This is a genomic window from Streptomyces sp. NPDC037288 (assembly GCF_055603265.1).
On the sequence record NZ_JBVJVY010000027.1, the window covers coordinates 75636 to 93235 of the forward strand.

Here is a 17600-nt window from a genome sequence, read left to right on the forward strand (position 1 = left end):
CAGGCGGTCGACCGAAAGGAAATCCGAGATGCCGTCCTCATCCCTGGCATCCGCCCTCGACGCGGAGCTGCGGCCGGACCGGCCCGCGCTGCTGCGCGTGGACCCCCCGGGCGATGCCCCGCGCTGGGCAGCCGAGCACCGCGAGGCGCTGCGCGCGCAGGTCACCGAGCACGGGGCACTCGTCGTCCGCGGCCTCGGGCTCCGGGACACGGACACCGCCGGTGCCGTCTTCGCGTCCGTGGCCGGTGACCTCGTCACGGAGCGGGAGGCTTTCGCCCCCCGTGAGGCCCACCGGCCGGGGCTGTACTCCTCGACCCCCTGGCCGGCCAACCAGCCGATGTGCATGCACCACGAGCTCAGTTACCGGCTCGAGGTGCCCGCGCTGATGCTGTTCGCGTGCCTGACCGCGCCCGAGCGGGGCGGGGCGACCGCGGTGGCCGACGCCGAACAGGTCCTCGCGGCGCTGCCCACCGGACTGACCGAACGGTTCGAGCGTGAGGGCTGGCTGCTGACCCGCTCCTACAACGACGAGATCGGGGCGTCGCTCGCGGAGTCGTTCGGCACCACCGACCGCTCCGGGATCGAGCGCTACTGCCGGGCCAACGCCATCGACTTCACCTGGCTGGCGGACGGGTCGCTGCACACCGAGCAGCGCCGCGCGGCCGTCGTACGGCACCCGGTCACGGGCCGGCGCTGCTGGTTCAACCAGATCGCCTTCCTCAACGAGTGGACGCTGGCCCCGGAGGTGCGCGAGTACCTGGTGGACGTCTACGGCCCGGACGGCCTGCCGTTCAACACCCGCTACGGCGACGGCAGTCCGATCGGCGAGGACGTCGTCCAACTGCTCAACAGCACCTACGAGGCCCACACCCGGCGTGAGCCCTGGCAGGCCGGTGACCTGCTGCTCGTGGACAACATCCGTACCGCGCACAGCCGAGAGCCGTTCACCGGGGAACGCCAGGTCCTGGTCGGTATGGGCGCCCCCCTCCACCTGGCCGACGGCTGCCCGACCCCGGAGGCGAGTGAGCGATGACCGATGTACTGTCGAGCACTGCCCAGCGGCCCGTGCCGGGCCGGCCTTCGGTGCCGTCCTTCGCGGTGGTCTCCGGTGAGCAGGTGCAGGGAGCGCTGAGCGGGCGCGAGAAACAGCTCGTACAGCTGGTCGAGACCGCCTACCGGCTGCACGGCGCCGGGGACTCGGTGAACCCGCCGTCGTACTTCCTGCGTTTCCCCGACCGTCCCACCGCGCGGATCATCGCGCTGCCGGCCTCCGTCGGCGGGCCGGTCCGGGTGGACGGCCTGAAGTGGATCTCCAGCTTCCCGGAGAACGTGAGCGCCGGGCTGCCGCGGGCCTCGGCGGTGCTCATCCTCAACGACCACGACACGGGCTACCCGTTCGCCTGTCTGGAGAGCTCGATCATCAGCGCCACCCGTACGGCGGCGTCCGCGGCGCTGGCGGCCGACTGGCTCAGCCGCGGCCGGCCACGCCCCGCCCGGGTCGGCTTCTTCGGCACCGGCCTGATCGCCCGTTACATCCACACCTTCCTGGACGGCACGGGCTGGGACTTCGACACCGTCGGCGTGCACGACCTGTCCCGCGACAGCGCCGACGGCTTCTGCGGCTACCTGCGGCAGGCCGGCACCGGCGCGCGGATCACCGTCCACGACAGCGCCGAGGACCTCGTCCGCGCCAGCGACCTCGTGGTCTTCGCCACCGTCGCGGGCGAGCCGCACGTCACCGACCCGGCCTGGTTCACCCACAACCCGCTGGTCCTGCACGTGTCCCTGCGCGATCTCGCCCCCGAGATCCTGCTCGGCTCGGCCAACTTCGTGGACGACGTCGAGCACTGCCTGAAGGCCGACACGTCCCCCCATCTGGCCGAACAGCGCACCGGGAACCGGGACTTCCTGAACGGAACCCTCAACGACGTGATGCTCGGACGGGCCGCACCGCCGACCGACCGGCCGGTGGTCTTCTCGCCCTTCGGGCTCGGCGTCCTCGACCTCGTCGTCGGCAAGTACGTCTACGACGAAGTAGCCCGGGCGGGAAACCTCCGCCTCATCGACGACTTCTTCCACGACCTGCGCCGACACGGCTGAGGCCACTGTCCTCGGCCTGGCACCAGGAGGCCCGCCGTGCCTGTCATATCCGCTCCCTACGCCTTCAACGAGGGCCATCTCTTCGTCGACCTGAAGTCGGTCTGCGGATACCCCCTCTACCTGAAGTGCGAGGGTTTCAACTTCGCCGGCTCCATCAAGCTGAAGGCCGCGAACGAGATGGTGGAGAGCGCCGAGCGTGACGGACTCCTGACGCCGGATTCCATCCTCGTCGAGTCCTCGTCCGGGAACCTCGGCGTCGCGCTCAGCATGATCGCCGCCAGCAAGGGCTACCGGTTTCTGTGTGTGACGGACTCCCGGTGCAACCTGTCGACCAGACTGCTGATGGAGGCGCTCGGCAGCGAGGTGCACATCGTGTCCGACAAGGACGCCAACGGTGGCTTCCTGGGCATGCGCATCGAATACGTCCGTGCGCTGTGCGCGTCCGACGACCGGTACGTCTGGCTCAGCCAGTACACCAACGCGGGCAACTGGCTGGCGCACTACCGCACCACCGCCCCGGAGATCGCCTCCCAGTTCCCGGAACTGGACGTCCTCTTCGTCGGGGCGGGCACCACCGGAACCCTGATGGGCTGCGCCCGCTGGTTCCGGCAGTGGCACCGGCCGGTGCGGATCGTCGCCGTGGACGCCGTGGGCTCGGTGGCGTTCGGCGGCGAGCCGGGCCGCCGGATGATCCCGGGCCTCGGCATGAGCATGCGTCCGCCGCTGCTCGACGAGTCCTACGTGGACGAGGTACTCCGCGTCGAGGAGACCGACACCATCCGGACGTGTCACCGCATGGCCAGACGCGGCTTCCTGTTCGGCGGCTCCACCGGGACGGTCGTCAGCGGCGCGACGGACTGGCTGGCCCGGCACGACACCCGTGGCCTCACCGCGGTGGCCGTCGCCCCGGACCTCGGCGAGCGCTACCTCGACACCGTCTACCAGAGCAACTGGCTGCAGGACCTGTACGGCGACCACGTGCTCGACGGCGATCTCGGCACCGGGGAGGTGCGCGGGGCGCCCCGGGAGCCCAAGTCCGCGTCACGGGCGACGGGCCGCCGGCGCAGACCGTAGCCACGACGGGCGGGCGGCCGGGGCGGGTCTCGGGGTCAGCCCGCGACGACGGCCTCCGCCGCCGCCGCACCGCACACCCGGGCGGCGCCGTACGTGGCGATGTGCAGGGCGCCGCGGGGGGCGGCCTGCGGCAGGCCCATCTCCACGACGACGGTGTCGGGGCGGGCGGCCAGCAGGGTGCCGAGGGCGGAGCGCATCCAGTCGTGCCGGTGTTCGTCGCGGACCACGGCGACGATCCGGCGTCCGTCGGCGGCGGCGAGGGCCGCGCTGCCCGCGCCGTCGCCGGTGAAGGAGCCGGAGCCGGTGCCGGGCAGCAGCCGCTCCAGCTCGGCGGCCACGCCCCAGGGGGTCTGGTCGCCTACGGCGATGTTGGGTACGGGGTCGAACCGGGCGACGTACACCGGCTCGGTGACCGGTGCGGCGGCGCCGGTACGGGTCACGGTCAGGGCGCGGCGGGCCGCGACCAGGCCGATCCCGGGGTCGGGCGCGGTCCCGGTCGCGTCACCGCGGGCCGCGGCCGTCCATGCGGCGAGGTCACGGACGCGGGCTGCCGCGTCCGCGAGCCGTTCCTCGGGCAGTTCACCGGAGCGTACGGCGGTCACGAGCGCGTCCCGCAGCTTCAGCACGGTGCCCTCGTCGCACAGCCCGCCGCCGACGCAGATGGCGTCGGCACCGGCCGCGATCGCGAGGACCACACCCTGTTCCAGGCCGTAGGTGCCGGATATCGCCCGCATCTCCATGCCGTCGGTGACGATCAGCCCCTGGTAGCCGAGTTCCTCACGCAGCAGCTCGGTGAGGATGCGGCGGGAGAGGGTGCCGGGGCGGCCGGGGTCGAGGGCGGGCACGAGGATGTGGGCGCTCATGACGGCGCGGGTGCCGGCGGCGATCGCCGCGCGGAACGGGGGAAGTTCGCGTGCGTAGAGGGTGTCGGTGTCGACGCCGATGCGGGGCAGGGCGTGGTGGGAGTCGACGTTGGTGTCGCCGTGGCCCGGGAAGTGCTTGGTGCAGGCGGCGACTCCGGTGGACTGCAGGCCCTCGACCCAGGCGGCCGTGTGCCGGGCGACCAGGTCGGTGCTCGCGCCGAAGGAGCGGACGCCGATGACGGGGTTGTCGGGGTTGGCGTTGACGTCGGCGGAGGGCGCCCAGTCGAAGGTGACGCCGCAGGCGGAAAGGCGCCGGCCCAGCTCGCGGGAGACGGCCCGGGTGAGGGCGGGGTCGTCGACGGTGCCGAGGGCGAGGTTGCCGGGGAAGGCGGAGCCGGTGCGTACGTCGAGGCGGGTGACGTCGCCGCTCTCCTCGTCGATGGCGACCAGCAGGTCGTCGCGTTCGGCCCGCAACTGGGCGGTGAGCGCGGCGACCTGGTCCTCGCTGACGACGTTGCGGCCGAACAGGGCGACGGAGGCGAGGCCCTCACCGAGGCGGCGGCGCACCCAGTCGGGCGCGGTGGTGCCGTCGAACCCCGGCTGCAGCACGGCGAGGGCGTCGCGGGTCAGGGTGTCGCCCGCGGTGGAGCCGCTGTCGGACGCGGTGGTGGCGAGTGTGGTCATCGGCCGGTTCATCCCTTCACGGCGCCGTCGGTCAGACCGCTGACAGCCTTGCGTTGCAGGAAGATGAAGAGGATCAGGATGGGCAGCGCGAACAGGGACGAGGCGGCCATCGTGGCGCCCCAGTCGTCACCGAAGGCGGTCTGGAACTGCGAGAGCCACAGCGGCAGCGTCTGCTTCTCGACGTCCTTGTTGAGGATCAGGACGAGCGGGAACTCGTTCCAGGCGGTGATGAACCCGAACAGCGAGGTCGCCATGAGACCGGGGGCCAGCAGCGGGAAGATGACCCGGACGAAGGCCTGCAGGCGGGTGCAGCCGTCGACCATCGCCGCCTCCTCCAGGTCCTTCGGCACGGCGGCCACATAGCCGCGCAGCGTCAGGATGGTCAGCGGGAGCACCATCATCGTGTAGAAGACGGTGAGCGGGACCAGGCTGTCCAGCATGTCGTTGTCGCGGACGATCATGTAGATGGCGATGATCATGACCTCCCAGGGGGCCATCTGCGCCAGCATGAACGTCACGATGAGCCCGCGCCGCCCCCTGAACCGCATCCGGGCGAGCGCGAAGGCCGCGACCAGGGCGATGACGAGCGAGAAGACCACCGACAGGACCGTCACGGTGACGGAGTTGGCGACCAGGGTCCAGAAGTGGTCGGCGTCGATCGCCTTCTCGAAGTGGCCGAGGGTGACGTGCGTCGGGAACCACACCGGGTTGTCGGCGATGATGTCGCCGGTCGGTTTGAAGGCCGTCGCGAACATCCAGTAGACGGGGAACACGAAGCCGGCGAAGAGGACGACGGCGGTCGCGTTGGGCCAGATACGGCCGAAGAGCGAGCGCTTCACAGCTCCTCCTCCTCTTGCTTGAGCACCATGCGCAGGTAGTACGAGGTGATGACGAGCAGGGCCAGGATGGTCAGGAAGGAGATCGCCGCACCGACTCCGAAGTGCTGGTTGCCGACGCCCTCGACGTAGGCGTAGATCGGCAGGGTCTCGGTGAGGTGGTCCGGGCCGCCCGCGTTCATCGCGAAGAGCTGCGTGAACGACTTGAAGACCCAGATGACCTCCAGGAAGGTCGTGGAGTACAGGAACGGCCGCAGGAAGGGCAGGGTGACCGAGGTGAAACTCTGCCAGGCGCCGGCGCCGTCCAGGGACGCGGCCTCGTACAGCTCCTTGGGGATCGTGGTGGTGGCGGCGTACAGGTTGATCGCCACGAACGGGACCGACTGCCACACGATCAGCAGGATGACCACGGAGAACGTGGAGAACTGGCTGCCCATCCAGTTGTAGTCGGCCATGGAGTGCCAGCCGAGCTTGTCCAGGACCCAGTTGACGACGCCGAAGCGCTGGGCGAACAGCCACTGGTAGACGGTGGTGGCGGCGACGTAGGGCATGGCCCAGGCCAGCACGAGGCCGATCATGAGGAGCAGCCGCATCTTCCTGCCGAGCCGGGCCAGCAGCAGGCCGATCAGGGTGCCGAGCCCCATGACGAGGACGACGTTGGCGGCGGTGAAGAAGACGGAGCGCTCGGCGACGTGCCAGAACTCCGGCTCGGACAGCACCTGCCGGTAGTTCTCGACGCCGTTCCACTCGGTGAGGTGCTGGATGAGCTGCCGCGGGTTGAGGTTCTGGAACGACAGCATGCCGTTCTTGACCAGGGGCCAGCCGAGCAGGACGACTGTGGCCAGCAGCGCGGGCAGCAGCAGGAGGTAGGGGGCGGCGGCGCCGCGGGCCGGAGACCGGGAGCCGCGGTCCTCACCCCTCGGCGGCCCGGGTGTCCGGGCCGTGCGGACAGCGGGCTGACCGGCCGTGTCCGTGCCTTCGGTCTGCACTGACATGAATTGCCATCTCTTCCGTGGCCGTACGAACTCCATGGCCGTGGGTGCGTACGGCGCATGGAGCCGGGGGCGCCTGCCGCGGCGCCCCCGGCAGGGTCATCAGTTCTTCTGGGCCAGGCGCTTGTTGATCTCGGCCTCGACCTGCGCCGCGGCATCCGCCGGGGACTTACCGTTCAGCACGGAGGTCATGTAGGACTTGATCGGGTTCGGGGTGTTCTCCACCGCGGCCCACTCCGGGATCAGCGGGGTGGTGCCACCACCCGCTGCGGCGGGCGCGGCGGCCTCGGCGGCGGGGTTGCCCTTGACGTTGCTCTCCAGGGAGGCCTTGTTCGGGACGATGCCGCTGAGCTTGGCCAGTTCGCCCTCGTACTGGTCGGACAGGGCGGTCTTCAGGAACTCCTCGGCCAGCGACTGCTTCTTGCTGTTCTGAGCGACCGCGAAGTTGGAGCCGCCGAGGAAGACGCCCTCGGGCTTGTCGGCGCTCGCGCCGGGGATGGTGAAGTAGCCGAGGTCCTTCTCGATGGCCTTGTTGGCCTGGACGGCGGTGGCGGCCTCCCAGCCCATCCCGATGAACGCGCCGGTCTTGCCCTTGGCGAAGACGGTGGCCTGTTGCGGGGTGGCCTCGTCCTTGTCCTTGGGGGCCTTGGAGTAGGAGGCGTACTTCTTGTAGAGCTCCATGGCGGCGGAGACCTTGGGGTCGCCGAGGTTGGACACGTACGTGCCGCCCTGCTTCTTCACCAGGTCGGCGCCCTGGCCGATGGTCAGGCCGTCGAAGAAGTACCAGTTCTGGCCGGGCAGGTAGAGCGGCTCGGCGTCGGTCTTCTTGCCGATGGTGTCCAGGTCCTTGAAGAACTCGTCCCGGGTCTTCGGGGTGTCCTTGATACCGGCCTTGGCCCAGATCTTCTTGTTGTAGATGACGACGCGGTTGGCGAAGTACCAGGGGGCGGCGTACTGCTTGCCCTCGTAGACGGAGGACTGGGAGACCGACGGCGTCCAGTCGGCGCCGATCTCCTTCTTGAGGTCACCGAGGTCGGCGAGACCACCGGTGGCCGCGTAGGCGGGGGTCTGGGTGTTGCCGACCTCCAGGACGTCCGGCGGGTTGTCCTCGGAGAGCGCGGTGGTGATCTTCTGCTGGATCCCGTCCCACTTCTGGATCTCGAACTTCAGCTTCGCGCCGGTCTTCTTCTCGAACGCGGCCTGGACGTCCTTGGTCCACTGCGGCGGGGCGGAGCCGTCCATGGTCCAGACCGTCAGGGTCTGGCCCTTCCAGCTGTCCGGGCCCGCGTCCTTGCCGCTGTCCTTGCCGTCGTTTCCGCCACACGCCGCAACGGAGACCATCATGCCCGCGATCACGATCGCGGCAGCGAGCTTGCGCTTCACGCCACCCTCCTCAGGGATGCCACTAACCCCCCACGCCCTCGGCGGTGACCTGCGTACGACGCTGTTGCACGTAGGGCTCGGGACCTGGCCACTAATGGTGTAGACCAGTACGGTGGAGCTTGGCCTAGACCTTTCGGGGTGTCAAGGGTGGTCAGGGCAGCCGATTCGGGCCGTTACGAGAACGTCACCGGAGGATGTCCGTCCACATCCGCCCCTTTCGCCCGGCGTCCGGAGGACCGGGCCCGCCGGGGGCGGGTTGGACTAGACCATAAGGGAGTTGGTCGCTATAACGGGAGACCGTCGACACAGCCGGAAAGGCAGGCATGACCAGCGACGTCAGCAGCGCCCAGCCGCACGCGGGGGCGTCCGGCCGCACCGCGCGCGTGCCGAAGTACTACCGGGTCAAACAGCGGCTGCTCGCCATGGCCGAGGAGTTGCAGCCCGGCTCGGCGATGCCGGCCGAGCGCCTGCTCGCCGTCCGGTTCGACACGTCCCGGACCACGATCCGGCAGGCGCTCACCGAACTCGTGGGCGAAGGCCGTCTGGACCGGATCCAGGGGAAGGGCACCTTCGTCGCCCAGCCCAAGCTGTACCGCACGCTCCAGCTCACCTCGCACACCGAGGACATGCGCGCGCAGGGGCTGACGCCCGCCTCGCAGATGCTGGACGTCGGGGAGGTGCCGGCGGACGAGAGACTCTCCGGCCTGCTCGGCATCGGGGTCGGCGAGCGGGTGCTGCGCATCGAACGGCTGCGGCTGGCCGGCGGCGACCCCATGGCGATCGAGACGACCCACCTGTCCGCGCGCCGCTTCCCCGGCCTGCGCGCGTCCCTGACCACGTACCCCTCTCTGTACACGGCGCTCGCCGAGGTGTACGGCGTCCGTCTCGCGGAGGCCGACGAGACCATCGAGACCTCCCTGTCGACCCCCCGCGAGGCGCTGTTGCTCGCCACCGACGTGGGCCTGCCGATGCTGCTGCTGTCCCGCCACTCACGGGACGCGGAGGGCGGACCGGTGGAATGGGTGCGCTCGGTGTACCGCGGTTCCCGCTACAAGTTCGTGGCCGCCCTCCGCAGACCCGGCCCCACCGTCCGGTGACCCCGGCAGCCGGGCGTGATCCGGGCGGCGGTCCGGCCCGGTGCGGAGGGCGGCTTGGCGGTGTTCGCAGGCCGTCCCCGGCCACGCCGCCAGGGCGACCACACCGCCGGCGTGGTCCGCGGCCGGCGCGGCGGCCGGGCGGCGGCGTGCGGGATCTCCGTCAGGACCCGGTCAGTGTCACGTCCTTCTCCTGGACGGCGTGGAAGGACGGCAGCAACAGGAGGAAGCCGTCGGAGCGCAGTTCCGTCACCCTGGCCTGGACATGGGCCTTGCCGGCCTTGAGGGAGCCCGGCGAGACCTTGCCGGTGTTCTCCCACCGGTGCTTGGCCCCGTCGCACTCGGCGGCGCTGCCACCGATGCCGTACACGACCTTGCGGTTCTTGTCGCCCTGGCTGATCGAGGAGCTGACGAAGGCGACGCCCTTCGCCCCCGTGCACCGGTAGGTGCCGGACAGAGTGACGGTGCCGTCCTCGGCGACCCGGCCGGTCTTGTCGACGGTCACGGTCTCGGACGTGTCGGCGGTGGCCGGGGCGACGGCGGCGCACAGCAGGGCCGCGGTGCCGAGTGCCGCGGCGAGGGCGGGGCGTGCCGGCATGGGATACCTCCCGGTGTTCGTGGGCTCGGGGCTCCACTCGTACCGGGCGGCCGGGCCGCGCGGCGTGACCGTCACTCCTTCGGTGGCGCGTCATGGAACCGTCCGGGAGTTGTCCGCATGTTGTCACGCTTCACGGCGGGCGGTTCCGGTGCGTTCACGGCGGGAGCATGGTCTGTGTGTGCGGGCGGTGGCCGAACCCGCCGCCCGCCTCACCACCGATGTGGAGGTGCGCCATGTGCTCCTGTCCGTCCTCCCTCTCCGGGTGCCCCGCGTCCCGCACCGACACGCCGCACCTGGTGGCCGCCCACCCCGAACAGGGCTGGTCCCTGCTGTGCGACGGCTCCATCGTCTTCGACGACAGCGGAGAACTGCACCCCGACGGCAGCGTGGTCGCGCCCCGCCGGGTCCCCGCCGAGCGGCTCGCGGTGGCCGCCTGAACCGCTGACGGGGGCCTCCCGGCCGGTCTGCTCCGAGGGGCCCTACGGCAGTACGGCGAACCCGTCCAGCTCCACCAGCGCCTGCTCGTCCCACAGCCGTACGACCTCCACGACGGCCATCGCGGGATAGTCCCGGCCCGCCGACTCCCGCCAGATCCGGCCCAGTTGCCGGGCCTGGGCGCGGTAGGCGGCCACGTCCGTGGCGTAGACGGTGACGCGGGCGAGGTCGGCGGGGGTGCCGCCGGCGGCCCGCAGTGCGGTGAGGAGATTGGTGAGGGCCCGCTCGAACTGCTCGGCGAGCGTCCCGCCGGTGATCTTTCCGTCGGAGTCGAGGGCGGTCTGGCCGGCGAGGAACACCAGGCGGGAGCCGGTCGCGACGACGGCGTGTGAGAAGCCCGCGGGCGGGGACAGCTCGGGCGGGTTGACGCGCTCGGTCGTCACCGGGCCTCCTCCTGTGCCTTGGCATACAACTCCCTGGCGATGATGCCCCGTTGGACCTCGCTCGCCCCCTCGTAGATGCGCGGGGCGCGCACCTCGCGGTAGAGGTGTTCGAGGAGGTGGCCGCAGCGCAGGGCGCGGGCGCCGTGCAGCTGGACGGCGGTGTCGACCACGAACTGCGCGGTCTCGGTGGCGAGCAGTTTGGCCATCGCGGCACGACCCGGGACGTCGGCGGCGCCCTCGTCGTACGCGGTCGCCGCCGCGTACACCATCAGCCGGGCCGCCTCGGTGCGCAGCGCCATCTCGGCCACCTGGTGGGACACCGCCTGCAGGTCCTTCAGCGTTCCCTGGAAGGCCTGCCGTCGGCGGGTGTGCGCGAGGGTCGCGTCCAGGGCCGCCTGGGCCATGCCGACCGCGAACGCGCCGACGCTGGGCCGGAAGAGGTTGAGGGTGCCCATGGCGACGGCGAAGCCGCGGTCGGCCTCGCCGAGCACGTCGTCGGCGCCGACGGGCACGGCATCGAAGTCCAGGGTGCCGATGGGGTGCGGTGAGAGCATCTCCAGCGCGCTGCCGGTGAGCCCGGGACGGTCGGCCGGGACGAGGAACGCCGTCACACCGCGGGCTCCGGCGCCGGGTGTGGTGCGGGCGAAGACGGTGTAGAAGTCGGCTTCGGGGGCGTTGGAGATCCAGCACTTGGCGCCGGTGAGCCGCCAGCCGTCGCCGCCGTCGGGCTCGGCCGCGAGGGACAGCGCGGCGGCGTCCGAACCGGCCCCCGGCTCGCTCAGCGCGAAGGCGGCGACCGCGCTGCCGTCGGCGACCCGCGGCAGCCAGCGCTCGCGCTGGGCGGGGCTGCCGTGGGCGTGCACCGGATGGGCGCCGAGGCCCTGCAGGGCGAGGGCGGTCTCGGCCTCGGTGCAGGCCTGGGCGAGGGACTCGCGCATCAGGCACAGGTCGAGCGCGCCGGAGGTGAACAGGCGGGCCAGCAGCCCGAGTCGGCCGAGGTGCGCGAGGAGCGGCCGGTTGACGTGTCCTGGTTCGCCCTTGTCGGCGAGCGGGCGCAGCCGTTCGGCGGCCAGCGTGCGCAGCTCGGCACACCAGGCGATCTGCTCCGGTTCGAGCGAGAATGCGGGCACTCGGGTCCTCCCTCCGGGACGGGCCGCCAGGACCGTACCCCGTCTGCCTTCCTCTCACCCCCCACGTTATCGCGCAAGCTTGACTGCCGTCACCAACACGATACGCTCGAATCGCGAGCCCACCAGGACGCCGGTGCCCACCACGACGCCCGTCTCGACGCCAGCCACGGCAAGGGGGCGAACCGCCATGCATCGCTCGGCCCACGTCGACACCTTCGCGCGCGACCATCTGCCGCCGCCGGACGAGTGGCCCGAACTGCGGTTCGACCTGCCGGAGCTGCACTACCCCGATCGGCTGAACTGCGCCGCCGCGCTCCTGGAGCACACCGACGCGGCCCGCCCGGTCTTCCACACCCCGGACGGCCCCAGCTGGACGTACGGCGACCTGCGCGGGCACGTCGACCGGATCGCGCACGTGCTCACCGGCGACCTGGGCGTGGTCCCCGGCAACCGGGTCCTGCTGCGCGGCCCCACCACGCCCTGGCTCGCCGCCTGCTGGCTCGCCGTACTGAAGGCGGGCGCGATAGCGGTCACCGTCCTGGCCCAGCAGCGCCCGCACGAGCTGGCCACCCTGTGCGACATCGCCCTGGTGCGGCACGCGCTGTGCGACATCCGCTCGGTGGACGACCTGGCGAAGGCCGACATACCCGGGCTGCGGATCACGACGTACGGCGGCGACGGCCCCGACGACCTGCTCCGGCGCCCCGGCCCCGGCACGCCGTACCCGGCCGTCGACACGGCGGCCGACGACGTCGCCCTGATCGCGTTCACCTCGGGCACCACCGGCCGCCCGAAAGGGTGCATGCACTTCCACCGGGACGTGCTGGCGATCGCGGACACCTTCTCGAAGCATGTGCTGCGCCCCCGGGCGGACGACGTCTTCGCAGGCAGCCCCCCGCTCGGTTTCACCTTCGGCCTGGGCGGGCTGGTGGTCTTCCCGATGCGGGCCGGCGCCAGCTCCCTGCTCCTGGAGGAGGCGGGCCCACGCCGGCTGCTGCCGGCGATCGCCGAGCACCGCGTCTCGGTCCTCCTCACCGCCCCGACCGCCTACCGCGCCATGCTGGAGCTGCTGGACGGGTACGACCTGACGTCGCTGCGGCGCTGCGTGTCGGCCGGCGAGAACCTGCCCGCGGCCACCTGGCGGGCCTGGCACGAGCGCACCGGCCTGCGCGTCATCAACGGCATCGGCGCGACCGAGCTGCTGCACATCTTCGTCTCCGCCGCGGACGAGCACATCCGGCCGGGCACCACGGGCGTTCCGGTGCCGGGCTGGCGGGCGCGGGTGCAGGACGCGCAGGGCACCGCGGTGCCCGACGGCGAGCCCGGCCTGCTCGCCGTGCGCGGCCCGGTCGGCTGCCGCTACCTCGCCGACCCGCGGCAACGGGAGTACGTGCGCGGCGGCTGGAACGTCACCGGCGACACCTATGTGCGGGAGCCCGACGGCTACTTCCGTTACGTGGCCCGCGCCGACGACATGATCGTCTCCGCCGGGTACAACATCGCCGGACCGGAGGTGGAGGAGGCGCTGCTGCGGCACCCCGACGTGGTGGAGACGGCGGTCGTGGGCCGGCCCGACGAGGCCCGCGGGGAGGTGGTGGTGGCCTACACGGTGCTGCGCGACGGGGCCGCACGCGACCCGGAGGCCCTGCGCGCCTTCCTCAGGTCGGAGCTGGCACCCTACAAATGCCCACGCCAGTTCGTCTTTCTCGATGCCCTGCCCCGCACGGCCACCGGAAAGCTGCAGCGGTTCCGGCTGCGCACCGAAGGTGACCGGCACTGATGCCGACGACCTAAAATGATCAACGTGACCGAGCAGCACGCCCCCAGGTCCCTCATCGTCACGCTCTACGGCGCGTACGGCCGCTTCATGCCCGGTCCGGTGCCCGTCGCCGAGCTGATCCGGCTCCTGGCCGCGGTCGGCGTGGACGCGCCCTCCGTCCGTTCCTCGGTGTCCCGGCTCAAACGGCGCGGCCTGCTGCTGCCGGCCCGCACGGAAGCGGGCGCGGCCGGCTACGAACTCTCCGCGGCGGCCCGCCAGTTGCTGGAGGACGGCGACCGGCGCATCTACGCGACCACACCGGTCGAGGACGCGGACTGGGTGCTCGCGGTGTTCTCCGTACCCGAGTCGGAGCGGCAGAAGCGGCATGTGCTGCGCTCCCGGCTGGCGGGCCTGGGTTTCGGCACGGCGGCGCCGGGGGTGTGGATCGCCCCGGCCCGGCTGTACGAGGAGACCCGGCACACCCTGCGCCGGCTGCAGCTGGACCCGTACGTGGACTTCTTCCGCGGCGAGCACCTGGGCTTCGCGCCCACGGCCGAGGCGGTCGCCCGCTGGTGGGACCTGGCTGCGATCGCCAAGGAGCACGAACGCTTCCTGGACGCGCACGCCCCGGTCCTGCGCGCCTGGGAGCGCCGGCCGGACACCCCGCCCGAGGAGGCCTACCGCGACTACCTCCTCGCCCTCGACTCCTGGCGCCACCTCCCGTACACCGACCCCGGCCTGCCCACCCGGCTGCTGCCGACGGGCTGGCCGGGCGTGCGCTCGGCGGAGGTCTTCCGGGGACTGCACGCCCGGCTGCGGGACGCGGGGGCCGCGTTCGCGGGGGTGTGAGCGGCCCCCGTACACCCGCTCCCCGGTCGTCAGGTCAGCGACAGCCGCGGTTTCGGGGCGTCCGTGCGGCCGGTCTGGGGGCGTCTGCTGCCGGCGCGGTACGGCGCGGGCCAGCCGGCGCCGGGACCGTCGTAGCCCTGCTCGGCCGCCGCGTGCAGGGTCCAGTGCGGGTCGTAGAGGTGCGGACGGCCCAGCGCGCACAGGTCCGTACGCCCGGCCAGAATGAGGGAGTTGACGTCGTCCCAGGACGAGATCGCGCCGACCGCGATCACCGGGACCCTTGCCGTGTTCCGGATCCGGTCGGCGAACGGCGTCTGGTACGACCGCCCGAACTCCGGCCGCTCCTCGGCCACCACCTGCCCGGTGGACACGTCGATCGCGTCGGCGCCGTGCGCGGCGAAGGCGCGTGCGATCTCCACGGCGTCCTCGGCCGTCGTGCCGCCCTCGGCCCAGTCCGTGGCCGAGATGCGGACCGTCATGGGCCGCTCCGCCGGCCACACCGCGCGGACGGCGTCGAAGACCTCCAGCGGGAACCTCAGCCGCCGCTCCGGCGAGCCGCCGTAGGCGTCGGTGCGGTGGTTGGTGAGCGGGGAGAGGAAGCCGGAGAGCAGATAGCCGTGGGCGCAGTGCAGTTCCAGCAGGTCGAAGCCGGCCCGGGCGGCTCGCCAGGCGGCGGCGGTGAACTGCTCGCGCAGGTCGGTCAGCTGGGCCCGGGAGAGCTGCCGGGGGGTCTGGCTGTCCGGCTTGTAGGGCAGCGGGGAGGCGGCGACGAGCGGCCAGTTGCCGCGCGGCAGCGGCTCGTCCATGCCCTCCCACATCAGTTTCGTGGAGCCCTTGCGGCCGGAGTGGCCGAGCTGGACGCCGATCGCGGTGCCGGGTGCCTGGGTGTGCACGAAGTCGGTGACGCGCCGCCATGCCTCGGCCTGCCGGCCGGTGTAGAGGCCGGTGCAGCCCGGCGTGATCCGGCCCTCCTCGCTGACGCACACCATCTCGGTCATGACCAGCCCGGCCCCGCCGAGGGCGCGGGCGCCGAGATGGACGAGGTGGAAGTCGCCGGGGACTCCGTCGGTGGCGGAGTACATGTCCATCGGCGACACGACGACCCGGTTGCGCAGGGTCAGACCGCGCAGCCGGAACGGGGTGAACATCGGGGGCGTTCCGGGCGGGCAGCCGAACTCGCGCTCGACGGCCTCGGTGAAGCGGGCGTCGCGCAGCCGGAGGTTGTCGTGGGTGACGCGGCGGCTGCGGGTGAGCAGGTTGAAGGCGAACTGGCGGGGCCGCTGGCCGAGGTACAGGCCCAGGTTCTCGAACCACTCCAGGCTCGCCCGGGCGGCCCGCTGGGTGGAGGCGACGACGGGTTTGCGCTCCTGCTCGTACGCCGCCGGCGCACGCGCTACATCGGGGTGTTCCTCCAGGCACGCGGCCAGGGCCAGCGCGTCCTCCACGGCGAGCTTGGTGCCGGAGCCGATCGAGAAGTGCGCGGTGTGCGCGGCGTCGCCGAGGAGGACGACGTTGCCGTGCGACCAGCGGTCGTTGACCACCGTGCGGAAGGTGGTCCAGGCGGAGTTGTTGGAGTGCAGGGGCCGGCCGCGGAGCGCGTCGGTGAAGATCTTGGCGCAGCGCTCGATGGATTCCTGCGGGGGGACCTCGTCGAATCCCGCCGCCTTCCAGACCTCCTCGCGCATCTCGATGATCACGGTGGAGGCGTCGGCCGCGTACGGGTAGCCGTGCAGCTGCATCACGCCGTGTTCGGTCTCGGCGATCTCGAACCGGAAGGCGTCGAAGGGGAAGTCGGCGGCGAGCCAGATGTAGCGGCAGCGGTGTTCGGTCAGCTGCGGGCGGAACACGCCGGCGTACGCGGCGCGGGTGGTGCTGTGGACTCCGTCCGCGGCGATGACCAGGTCGTACTCGGCGCAGAGGGCGTCCGGGTGCGGAGCCTCGGTGGAGAACCTCAGGTCCACGCCGAGGGACCGGCAGCGGTCGCGCAGGACCCCGAGGAGACGGCGGCGGCCGAGCGCGGCGAATCCGTGGCCGCCCGAGCGGTGCGTGACACCCCGGTGCACGATGTCGATGTCGTCCCAGCGGACGAAGTGGCGTTGCAGGGCCTCGTAGACCACGGGGTCGGCGTGTTCGATGCCGCCGAGGGTCTCGTCCGAGAGGACCACGCCGAAGCCGAAGGTCCTGTCCGGGGCGTTGCGCTCCCAGACCGTTATCTCACGACTCGGGTCGAGCCGTTTGAGCAGCGCCGCCGCGTACAGGCCGCCGGGGCCGCCGCCGATGACCGCCACACGCATGCAAGGTCACCTCCCCCGCCACTTCGGCGGGCGCTTCTCCGTGAAGGCCGCGTGGAACTCGGCGTAGTCCTCGCCGTTCATCAGCAGGGCCTGGGTCGAGGCGTCCAGTTCGATGGATGCCGCCAGGGGCATGTCCAGCTCGGCCGTGAGCAGGGCCTTCGTCTGGGCGTGGGCCAACGCCGGGCCGTCGGCCAGGCGGCGGGCCAGTTCCTGTGCCGCCTCGTCGGCCCGGCCCTCCTGCGTCAGTTCACTGATCAGGCCGATGCGCTCGGCCTCGGGCGCCCGGACGGGTTCGCCCAGCATGAGCAGGCGGGTGGCGTGGCCGAGGCCGACGACCCGGGGCAGCAGATAGGCCGCGCCCATGTCGCCGCCGGACAGGCCGACGCGGGTGAAGAGGAAGGCGAACCGGGCGGAGGGATCGGCCACCCGGAAGTCGGCCGCCAGCGCCAGGACCGCGCCCGCGCCCGCTGCGACCCCGTGCACCGCGGCGATCACCGGGAACGGGCACTCGCGGATCGCCCGCACCACCTGGCCGGTCATCCGGTTGAAGTCGAGCAGCTGGGCGGTGTCCATGGCGAGGGTGGCGCCGATGATCTCGTCGACGTCGCCGCCGGAGCAGAAGCCCCGTCCCTCGCCGGCCAGCACCAGGGCGCGTACGGCGCGCTCCCGGGACAGCTCGGCCAGCAGGTCGCGCAGGTCGGCGTAGGCGCCGAAGGTGAGGGCGTTGAGTTTCTCGGGGCGGCTGAGGGTGACGGTGGCGACCCCGTCGGCGAGCCGGAGCCGCAGGTGCTCCCAGTCGGCGGTCCGGGCGGCGGAGCCGGTGAAGGGACTCATGACGTGCGGCCTCCTAGGGGGGCGGTGCCGTACGTTGCGCTGTCCCTCGAAGCTATCACTTGTTTGTGACTGTCGTCACGAGGGCGCGACAGATGCCCGGCCGATCGACCGGGTCCGGTCACGTGTGTCACCGGTCCTCGACAGCGCCGTAACAGAGGGCACCGGCGTGCGAGGCGGGACGTTCGCCGGGGTAGGCCGCCGGTACCGGGGCCGACGGTCCCGGGCGAGGCCC

Annotated in this window: 16 protein-coding genes; 7 read left to right on the top strand and 9 right to left on the bottom strand. The window is 71.9% G+C overall.

Going from position 1 to position 17600, the window contains the following annotated elements; all coding sequences use genetic code 11:
• Positions 1 to 28 precede the first annotated feature (28 nt).
• The 3 genes from ACZ7GZ_RS27195 to sbnA are packed head-to-tail and all read left to right on the top strand — an operon-like array spanning position 29 to position 3174.
• The gene (locus ACZ7GZ_RS27195) at positions 29 to 1033 is read left to right on the top strand and encodes a TauD/TfdA family dioxygenase (RefSeq protein WP_471028037.1); all 1005 of its coding nucleotides are present in this window, start codon (positions 29 to 31) and stop codon (positions 1031 to 1033) included.
• Positions 1030 to 2100 carry a 2,3-diaminopropionate biosynthesis protein SbnB gene (gene sbnB, locus ACZ7GZ_RS27200; RefSeq protein ID WP_471028038.1) on the top strand — a complete coding sequence of 357 codons (1071 nt, stop codon included), beginning with the start codon at positions 1030 to 1032 and terminating at the stop codon, positions 2098 to 2100. The genes ACZ7GZ_RS27195 and sbnB overlap by 4 nt, the downstream gene beginning before the upstream one ends.
• Before the next feature lie 36 nt (positions 2101 to 2136).
• The gene (sbnA, locus tag ACZ7GZ_RS27205; RefSeq protein ID WP_471028040.1) at positions 2137 to 3174 is read left to right on the top strand and encodes a 2,3-diaminopropionate biosynthesis protein SbnA; all 1038 of its coding nucleotides are present in this window, start codon (positions 2137 to 2139) and stop codon (positions 3172 to 3174) included.
• Positions 3175 to 3209: 35 nt separating this feature from the next.
• On the opposite strand, the gene ACZ7GZ_RS27210 is transcribed toward sbnA, so the two are convergent.
• The 4 genes from ACZ7GZ_RS27210 to ACZ7GZ_RS27225 all read right to left on the bottom strand — a co-directional run bounded on the left by ACZ7GZ_RS27210 (position 3210) and on the right by ACZ7GZ_RS27225 (position 7932).
• Positions 3210 to 4721, bottom strand: coding sequence for a glycoside hydrolase family 3 protein (locus tag ACZ7GZ_RS27210; protein WP_471028042.1), 1512 nt, complete (start codon positions 4719 to 4721; stop codon positions 3210 to 3212).
• Between the two features lie 8 nt (positions 4722 to 4729).
• Positions 4730 to 5560, bottom strand: a complete 831-nt coding sequence (locus ACZ7GZ_RS27215) for a carbohydrate ABC transporter permease (RefSeq protein WP_471028044.1) — start codon at positions 5558 to 5560, stop codon at positions 4730 to 4732.
• The gene (locus ACZ7GZ_RS27220; protein ID WP_471028045.1) at positions 5557 to 6552 is read right to left on the bottom strand and encodes a carbohydrate ABC transporter permease; all 996 of its coding nucleotides are present in this window, start codon (positions 6550 to 6552) and stop codon (positions 5557 to 5559) included. Before ACZ7GZ_RS27220 ends, ACZ7GZ_RS27215 begins: the two co-directional genes overlap by 4 nt.
• Positions 6553 to 6651: 99 nt before the next feature.
• A complete protein-coding gene (locus ACZ7GZ_RS27225) occupies positions 6652 to 7932 on the bottom strand; it encodes an extracellular solute-binding protein (protein WP_471028046.1) in 1281 nt (426 codons plus the stop codon).
• A gap of 323 nt (positions 7933 to 8255) precedes the next feature.
• On the opposite strand from ACZ7GZ_RS27225, the gene ACZ7GZ_RS27230 reads away from it, so the two are divergent.
• Positions 8256 to 9029, top strand: a complete 774-nt coding sequence (locus ACZ7GZ_RS27230; protein WP_471028048.1) for a GntR family transcriptional regulator — start codon at positions 8256 to 8258, stop codon at positions 9027 to 9029.
• 160 nt (positions 9030 to 9189) lie between these two features.
• Here ACZ7GZ_RS27230 and ACZ7GZ_RS27235 read toward each other — a convergent pair whose 3' ends face one another.
• The gene (locus tag ACZ7GZ_RS27235; RefSeq protein WP_471028050.1) at positions 9190 to 9624 is read right to left on the bottom strand and encodes a DUF6299 family protein; all 435 of its coding nucleotides are present in this window, start codon (positions 9622 to 9624) and stop codon (positions 9190 to 9192) included.
• A 233-nt stretch (positions 9625 to 9857) separates the two neighbouring features.
• On the opposite strand from ACZ7GZ_RS27235, the gene ACZ7GZ_RS27240 reads away from it, so the two are divergent.
• The gene (locus ACZ7GZ_RS27240; protein WP_471028052.1) at positions 9858 to 10061 is read left to right on the top strand and encodes a DUF5999 family protein; all 204 of its coding nucleotides are present in this window, start codon (positions 9858 to 9860) and stop codon (positions 10059 to 10061) included.
• Positions 10062 to 10103: 42 nt separating this feature from the next.
• Here the strand turns inward: ACZ7GZ_RS27240 and ACZ7GZ_RS27245 are convergent, their stop codons facing one another.
• Positions 10104 to 10502 carry a RidA family protein gene (locus ACZ7GZ_RS27245; RefSeq protein ID WP_471028054.1) on the bottom strand — a complete coding sequence of 133 codons (399 nt, stop codon included), beginning with the start codon at positions 10500 to 10502 and terminating at the stop codon, positions 10104 to 10106.
• Positions 10499 to 11632: an acyl-CoA dehydrogenase family protein gene (locus ACZ7GZ_RS27250; protein ID WP_471028056.1), complete on the bottom strand. Its 1134-nt coding sequence runs from the start codon at positions 11630 to 11632 to the stop codon at positions 10499 to 10501. Before ACZ7GZ_RS27250 ends, ACZ7GZ_RS27245 begins: the two co-directional genes overlap by 4 nt.
• Before the next feature lie 187 nt (positions 11633 to 11819).
• Between ACZ7GZ_RS27250 and ACZ7GZ_RS27255 the strand changes: the two genes are divergently transcribed.
• Positions 11820 to 13412, top strand: coding sequence for an AMP-binding protein (locus tag ACZ7GZ_RS27255; RefSeq protein WP_471028057.1), 1593 nt, complete (start codon positions 11820 to 11822; stop codon positions 13410 to 13412).
• Between the two features lie 15 nt (positions 13413 to 13427).
• Complete coding sequence (locus ACZ7GZ_RS27260; protein WP_471028059.1) at positions 13428 to 14240, top strand: PaaX family transcriptional regulator; 813 nt, start codon at positions 13428 to 13430, stop codon at positions 14238 to 14240.
• A gap of 29 nt (positions 14241 to 14269) precedes the next feature.
• Here the strand turns inward: ACZ7GZ_RS27260 and ACZ7GZ_RS27265 are convergent, their stop codons facing one another.
• Together ACZ7GZ_RS27265 and ACZ7GZ_RS27270 are read right to left on the bottom strand one after the other, a co-directional pair.
• Positions 14270 to 16534, bottom strand: a complete 2265-nt coding sequence (locus tag ACZ7GZ_RS27265; RefSeq protein WP_471028060.1) for a bifunctional salicylyl-CoA 5-hydroxylase/oxidoreductase — start codon at positions 16532 to 16534, stop codon at positions 14270 to 14272.
• Positions 16535 to 16540: 6 nt separating this feature from the next.
• Positions 16541 to 17368 carry an enoyl-CoA hydratase family protein gene (locus tag ACZ7GZ_RS27270; protein WP_471028062.1) on the bottom strand — a complete coding sequence of 276 codons (828 nt, stop codon included), beginning with the start codon at positions 17366 to 17368 and terminating at the stop codon, positions 16541 to 16543.
• Between the last annotated feature and the right edge of the window lie 232 nt (positions 17369 to 17600).

Coding starts and splice junctions, on each gene's coding strand:
- ACZ7GZ_RS27255 (WP_471028057.1), top strand. CDS start 11,820: ATGCATCGCTCGGCCCACGTCGACACCTTCGCGCGCGACCATCTGCCG.
- ACZ7GZ_RS27270 (WP_471028062.1), bottom strand. CDS start 17,368: ATGAGTCCCTTCACCGGCTCCGCCGCCCGGACCGCCGACTGGGAGCAC.
- ACZ7GZ_RS27260 (WP_471028059.1), top strand. CDS start 13,428: ATGATCAACGTGACCGAGCAGCACGCCCCCAGGTCCCTCATCGTCACG.
- ACZ7GZ_RS27195 (WP_471028037.1), top strand. CDS start 29: ATGCCGTCCTCATCCCTGGCATCCGCCCTCGACGCGGAGCTGCGGCCG.
- ACZ7GZ_RS27265 (WP_471028060.1), bottom strand. CDS start 16,534: ATGCGTGTGGCGGTCATCGGCGGCGGCCCCGGCGGCCTGTACGCGGCG.
- ACZ7GZ_RS27230 (WP_471028048.1), top strand. CDS start 8,256: ATGACCAGCGACGTCAGCAGCGCCCAGCCGCACGCGGGGGCGTCCGGC.
- ACZ7GZ_RS27240 (WP_471028052.1), top strand. CDS start 9,858: ATGTGCTCCTGTCCGTCCTCCCTCTCCGGGTGCCCCGCGTCCCGCACC.
- ACZ7GZ_RS27220 (WP_471028045.1), bottom strand. CDS start 6,552: ATGTCAGTGCAGACCGAAGGCACGGACACGGCCGGTCAGCCCGCTGTC.
- ACZ7GZ_RS27235 (WP_471028050.1), bottom strand. CDS start 9,624: ATGCCGGCACGCCCCGCCCTCGCCGCGGCACTCGGCACCGCGGCCCTG.
- ACZ7GZ_RS27210 (WP_471028042.1), bottom strand. CDS start 4,721: ATGACCACACTCGCCACCACCGCGTCCGACAGCGGCTCCACCGCGGGC.
- sbnB (WP_471028038.1), top strand. CDS start 1,030: ATGACCGATGTACTGTCGAGCACTGCCCAGCGGCCCGTGCCGGGCCGG.